This window comes from Streptomyces sp. PT12 (genome assembly GCF_003311645.1).
Taxonomy (GTDB): domain Bacteria; phylum Actinomycetota; class Actinomycetes; order Streptomycetales; family Streptomycetaceae; genus Streptomyces.
Genome location: NZ_QEST01000241.1, coordinates 1 through 6,052, shown reverse-complemented (window position 1 = coordinate 6,052; position 6,052 = coordinate 1). Strand labels below are relative to the sequence as shown.

Sequence of the window (6,052 nt, the reverse complement as noted above, 5' to 3'; positions counted from 1 at the left end):
TTCTGTCTTCGTGATCAACCTCTGGACAGCCCACCTCGTGAAAGCACGAGGCTAGAGGCACTCGACTACGCCCGGAGCGGCTGCCCGAGCGTGCGGGAGTGACCAGATCAGCGGTGATCGTCGCGGGTCCGGGTCAGCTCAGGCTGTGGTCCGCCGTCCTCTCCGATGACCGGGAGGCCGATGTCCACGTCATTCCGCTGCGCAGGTTCACGGCGAGCGGACTGCGCTCTTGGGCACTCGAAATGAACGCGTTCACCACCGAGGCAGAACTCGACCGGCTGCTGGAGACCACCGGCGGGTGGCCGATCCTGGTGGACGGGCTCGCCGATCAGTTGAGGAAGCATCGGTCGGCGGACCAGGCGCTACGCGCCGTCTCCGAACGCCTGTCCACGCCCCACGGCGCGGCCGGGTTCCTCCAAAAGGCGGGCCTGGAGCCGAGCACGCCGCTGTGGAGGGCTTAAAGCCGTTCAGTTGTTCGATGATGACGGCCTGAGCATTGAGGACCTCCACGTCGCCATCGAGTCGGAGACGGCCTACGCGCCGGCGGAGATCCCCGGTGCGGATCACGAAGGTCATGCAGTTCTGCGATGTCGACGCGGACGGACGGCACCGAGTGGAACGGGTGTTGCGGTCGTGCTGGCGGCGAGCCACAGGCGGCTGATCGAACTCCCGCCCCGGAGGAGACGCCGCCGGGGCGGACGCTGACGTCGGCTGCGCCACGATGGTCGCCGCGGCCAGAATGTCCGTTTCAAACCACTAACGCACCAGCAAGGGCGGTAAACCACGGCCGATAGGGGCAAGAGACAACAGGGCACTGGGCCGCAGTCATGACCTTCACAAGCGGCTGACCTGCGGCCACGCAATCAAAGCCCCGGTGATTCCCAAGCTCAGAGCGCGAGTTCGATTCTCGTCGCCCGCTCCAGAGAAAGGCCCAGGTCAGGGGCTCTATCCCCAACCCGGGCCATCGTGCTGTTCGGGGCTGTTACGGCTCGCGTGCCAGATCCGTGCCAGATGCCTCCCGCAACGCCCGAACCCGAGCGTCGATGCCCCGGGCCACCTCACGCTGACGGTCGCGGTCCGAGTGCTGGTAGATCATGCCGCACCCGGCTACCGGGTCCTGAAGCGGCGGAAGAGGTTGCGGGCCACGTGCACTCCCGGGCCGCCGAAGCCGACGATGTCGACGCGCCCGTCGCCGGTGATGTCGGCGAGGAAGCGGGGGTGCTGGTCGACCCGCCAGCCGCCGGCGTCCTCGTGGTAGCCGAACCCTCGGCACACCAGTTGCGCCTGCTCGAACTGGCCGTCGCCGCGGCTGTGCGCCACCCAGACTCCCTCGTCGCCGAAGCCGACGATGTCCGGGGTGCCGTCTCCGGTGACGTCGGTGAGGAGCCGGAGGTGCTTCTCGCTCGTCCACCGTTGGGCTGTCCCGAAGTCGTTGAGGACGAGCTTGGCGGGCTCGAACGTGCCGTCACCGCGGCCCCGTGCCACAACGACGCCCTGCGGGCCGAAGCCGACGAGGTCCGGCGCACCGCTGTCGGTGGTCCTGATGAGGAATCTCGGGTGTTCCCCGGTCGAGCTCCATCCCTGGTCGACGCCGAAGGCGTCGAGGACGTACAGCGGTTCGGCGAACGCCCCGTCCTCGTCCTGGAGCGAGACCCAGACGCCGTCGTCGTGACAACCGACCAGGTCCAGCCGGCCGCTCCCCGTGGTGTCGGCGAGAAAGCGAGGGTGCCTGTCAACCTGCCAACCACCCGCCTGATCGCCGTGGCCGAAAGCCCGGAGCACGGGTTCCTCGGCGATCGGGGCGAACGCCCCGTCCTCGTCCTGGAGCGAGACCCAGACGCCGTCGTCGTGACAACCGACCAGGTCCAGCCGGCCGCTCCCCGTGGTGTCGGCGAGAAAGCGAGGGTGCCTGTCAACCTGCCAACCACCCGCCTGATCGCCGTGGCCGAAAGCCCGGAGCACGGGTTCCTCGGCGATCGGGGCGAACGCCCCGTCCTCGTCCTGGAGCGAGACCCAGACGCCGTCGTCGTGACAACCGACCAGGTCCAGCCGGCCGCTCCCCGTGGTGTCGACCAGGAACCGAGGGTGCCTGTCAACCTGCCAACCACCCGCCTGATCGCCGTGGCCGAAAGCCTTGAGGTTCGGCTCACCGCCCGCGGGCGCAAACGCGCCGTCCTCGCCCCGCGCGCTGATCCGGGCTCCGTCGGCGGCGAGCACGACGATGTCGGGGCGGCCGTCGCCCGTCGTGTCGACGACGGTCCACAGGTCCGCCGGGCTCGGGGCGGGCATCGGCGGGTGCAGGACCTGCTCGTCGTCGAACCTGCCGTCCCCCCTGCTCGCCGCCGCCGCGGCCCCCTTCGCGGTCGTGATGGCGACGATGTCCGCTCGTCCCGTCCCGGTGGTGTCGGCGAGGAACCGCGCGCCGGCCCCGGCCCAGCCGGTCGGCTGCCCGCCGCGCGAGCCGTTGGCCCCGTCGATGATCCACCCGCCGGCGTCCTGGTCGCTCCCGAACCGATCGAGGACCAGCAGCACGTCGCTGAAGCAGGGCGTCGCCTCGGGTACCGGGCGCAGCGCGGGCGAGTTGACCAAGCGCCAGGACTGGCGGCCGTTCCAGTGGCTCAGCGGTGCCCAGCGCAGCACGGGGTCGCTGGTGCGCTCGGTCTCGGCCGGCACGAACCGCCAGCGCTGACTCTCCGCGTCGTCGTCGTACTCGCACAGCACGACCGGGGTCTCGTCCGTGCCGGGTTCGCCGAGGCCGAGAACGGCCCCGTCGGTCACGCCCTCGATGCGGTACAGGCCCGCCTCGCCCTCGACGGGGACGACATGCCACTGCTGGCTCTTGCGGCCAGCGGCGGCGGCCCCTCGACGGACGCCCCGGTCCCCGGTGCCGGGATCGTCGAGCACCTGGCCGCTGACCGCGTCGCGGATGACATAGGCTGGCTCCTGCGCCGCGTCGCCGCCCTGGGCCGACGGCACGGGGGCCAGCTGCCACTGCTCAGGGCCCGGGCCACCGTCGGGGATGTCGCGGACGACGAGCGACGCCTCCGCGCCCGGCGCGGACCGGCCGCCGAGGGGCTTCCCCGTGGCGGCGTTGACGATCTCCAGCTTCAGTTCTTCCGTGGGCACGGGCATCGTGGTGCCTCTTCCAGGCGGTGTGGGCGTGGGCTCGGGGCGGGTGTGGGGTGGCGGTGACCGGGGATGCGGTGACCGGGGATCAGGTGAAGATGTGGTGGTACGGGACGCTCCACTCGTTGGGCAGCCGCGGGTAGAACGTGTTGATGATCGTCCCGGTGAAGTCCCCACCCCAGTTGTAGGTGAGGCGCGCCTCGCTGTCGGCCGTCACCGCGTGGTCCTTGAAGCCGAGGATGACGTCGGGGTGGACGATGGGCACGAACGTGATCCCGCCCCAGGGCGTGACGGTGACGATCCACAGCTGGGTGTCCTCGGTCGCCCCGTTCTTGCCACGCCACTTGTCGCCGACCTTGTCGGGGAGGCCGACCTGGACGGTGTCGGCCGTGCTCTTCGGGGCGTCCTGGTGGACGGTGACGCGCCGCCGCTGGGGCTTGGGCGTGCCGTCGTCGCCGCGCCCGGCCTCGGCCGCGCTGGCGGGTGCGGGCGAGACCTGTCCGGCGGCGCTCTCGATGTAGTACAGCGGTCGCTGGCCGAAGAAGCCACCGGGGGTGATGTACCAGAGGTGGCCTTGCGCGTCCTTGGTGGCCGGGTCGAGCGCGGTGGCCAGTTTGACCCCCTTGTCGTGGCTCTCCTCCCTCAGCTCGGCGGGCCGCAGATAGCCGCCGTTGAAGGCGTGGACGAGCATGACCGGCCGGTTCTCGACCAGCGCCGCCACGATCGCGTTGTCATAGCTGTTCACCGCCACGGGGCCGCCGACCACCAAATTCGCCATTGCCGTGCGTTCCTGGGTGTACATCGCGGAAACCTCACCTGTGCTGGATATGGAGAACGGCGCGTCGGGCGCTCAGTGCAGTGGTCTATCACGCGGCACGACATACACCCAACCCCCGCTGTCGAAAACCACCGCGAGAACGAAGAGATGACCGAACCAAACGCTCCCAAAAACGACAGCGTTCGAGTCGGGGACACCCGCAGGCGGGAACACGAAGACGCCTTCGAGTAAATGATCGAACACCTCAACGCCCCATGTTTTGCTGGTAGTTGAGACCCCCGCCGAACCTCTGTCACTCGATTGGGCGGATGGGCGGAGACGCTTTCCCTCGCCCTTGGGGCGCGTGCTAGCTTCACTTGGCGGAACGCACGCAGCTGCCTGTTTCCTTATATCGCCGAGCACGGTTCAGTCAGATCAGTCAAGGACGGGGAATGCCTTCCAACGCCTTCAACCTGGAACAGGCCAAGCGCCAACCGCTGACCAAGAAGAACCTGCGCGAACTCAACATCGCACAGAACTGGCAGGCCATCCTGGATCACCCCAACCTGGTCTATGTGGATGACTCAGGAGTGCCGCACAAGCCCGTCGGGTTCTCCGTGAACAAGTCGGCCTTCGGCACGTTCCCCGGGTCCGCGTTCCAGCTCGGCTGGCTCGCCTATATGAACCTCGGGGAGCCGCTGATCGAGGTGCGGGGCGACATCGGCCAGCCTCCGCCCGACACGTTCTCCTCACGCACCTACGTCAACCGCAGCCAGACCGACATGGACTTCACCGACTCGGTCGACTTCACCGTGTCGAACGGGGTCACGTGGTCGCTCCACGGAGACGCCAAGCTCACCTTCGGCGGCAGCGTCGGCGCCTCTCTGCAGCTGCAGTTGCAGAACCAGCTCCGGATGGACCTGCAGTCCCAGCTCCAGTCGCAGTGCCAGAACGAGACGGCGAACAGGAACTCGGAGACGGTCACCAAGAAGGCCAGCAAGGACAGCATGGGGACGGACGTCGCCACCACCACCGAAGGGTCCACGCGGAACTCCGCGTCCAACTCCGCGTCGAACACGGTGACCAACTCGGTGGGGTTCACGACCACGGGCAGCGCCACCGGCAACGCCTCGCTCAACGCCCAGCTGGCGCTGGGCATCGCGGCCACCGTGGGCGGCTCCCTGACCACCAGCTGGGCGTCGAAGTCGCAGATCTCCGGCAAGGTCCCGCCCAACTCCCGCGTGGAGACCTTCGTCACCCAGCGGCGTGCCCGCAAGCAGTACACCTACGAGATCCCGGTGACCTTCTCCGGGTTGATCGCGGTGCAGTACGACGTGCCGGTCGCGGTCCTGGCTCCCCCACAGCCCAAGTCCTATCCCGGGCTCAACCAGTTGGTCGCCCGGGACATCGGCGACCTCGACCTGGCGCCCGGTGGCTTCCGCATGAAAGGGCTGGCCGAGGTGGTCTCCGCGTTGGAGGTCCACCACACGATGCTCGACGGCGAGAGCCTGGCTACCAGCCAGCAGACGCTGTACAAGCAGCCCTGACCACGCCGCACCACCGCCACGACGACCAGAGGTGACGACCATGGTGTTCGAGAACATCTTCAACTCCGCGGGCAACGGCGCGGGGCTCTTCTCCGTGACCACCGACCGCTCAAAGCCCCGGCCGGGCGAGGGGGTCGACTTCGAGGACGCCGACGACGACACCTACGACGACACGAGCACCAGCCTGTTCAACAGCTCGATCCACGGGGCTTCCTCGCGTGCGAAGGTGGTGCAGGAGCAGTCGCCCGAAGCGCGGGCCGTCCTGGGATTCCTCGGCTCCTTCATCCAGACCACCCAGGCGTCCGCCGACGCGCAGGCCCAGTACGCCCAGGATCCCGGGTCGGTGTCGGCTGCGGCCTCCGCCGGCATGCGGGAGTCGAGCGCCACGGTGACGGAGCACGCCGACCTCCAGAAGGACGCGGATCTGGAGAGCCGGCCGAAGAAGAGCGACTTCAACAAGCCGCCCCAGACCCCGGAGACCCCCAAGGCGCCCAAGCCGGACCCCGAGGAGTCAGGCTCCTCGTGACGCCGGGTCGGCGAGGGGGGGTAGGGGCGATGCCGCCCTTACCCCGTTACCTTTTTCGTGGCCCTGAAACGGGGCTCCTGGCCTCCGGGCCCGGCA

Annotated in this window: 5 protein-coding genes; 3 read left to right on the top strand and 2 right to left on the bottom strand. The window is 68.8% G+C overall.

All coding sequences use genetic code 11. The features are described from left to right. Positions 1–98: 98 nt before the first annotated feature. Positions 99–461 carry a hypothetical protein gene (locus tag DEH69_RS26505; RefSeq protein WP_147255874.1) on the top strand — a complete coding sequence of 121 codons (363 nt, stop codon included), beginning with the start codon at positions 99–101 and terminating at the stop codon, positions 459–461. Positions 462–1,107: 646 nt separating this feature from the next. On the opposite strand, the gene DEH69_RS26495 is transcribed toward DEH69_RS26505, so the two are convergent. Both DEH69_RS26495 and DEH69_RS26490 read right to left on the bottom strand, forming a co-directional pair. Beyond that, the gene (locus DEH69_RS26495) at positions 1,108–3,132 is read right to left on the bottom strand and encodes an FG-GAP-like repeat-containing protein (protein WP_113689518.1); all 2,025 of its coding nucleotides are present in this window, start codon (positions 3,130–3,132) and stop codon (positions 1,108–1,110) included. An 82-nt stretch (positions 3,133–3,214) separates the two neighbouring features. Continuing rightward, on the bottom strand, positions 3,215–3,928 hold the full coding sequence (locus tag DEH69_RS26490) for a hypothetical protein (RefSeq protein WP_113689517.1): 714 nt from the start codon (positions 3,926–3,928) through the stop codon (positions 3,215–3,217). Positions 3,929–4,335: 407 nt separating this feature from the next. Between DEH69_RS26490 and DEH69_RS26485 the strand changes: the two genes are divergently transcribed. Further along, positions 4,336–5,430 carry a hypothetical protein gene (locus DEH69_RS26485; RefSeq protein WP_113689516.1) on the top strand — a complete coding sequence of 365 codons (1,095 nt, stop codon included), beginning with the start codon at positions 4,336–4,338 and terminating at the stop codon, positions 5,428–5,430. 40 nt (positions 5,431–5,470) lie between these two features. After that, on the top strand, positions 5,471–5,956 hold the full coding sequence (locus DEH69_RS26480) for a hypothetical protein (RefSeq protein ID WP_113689515.1): 486 nt from the start codon (positions 5,471–5,473) through the stop codon (positions 5,954–5,956). The last annotated feature ends 96 nt before the right edge of the window (positions 5,957–6,052 follow it).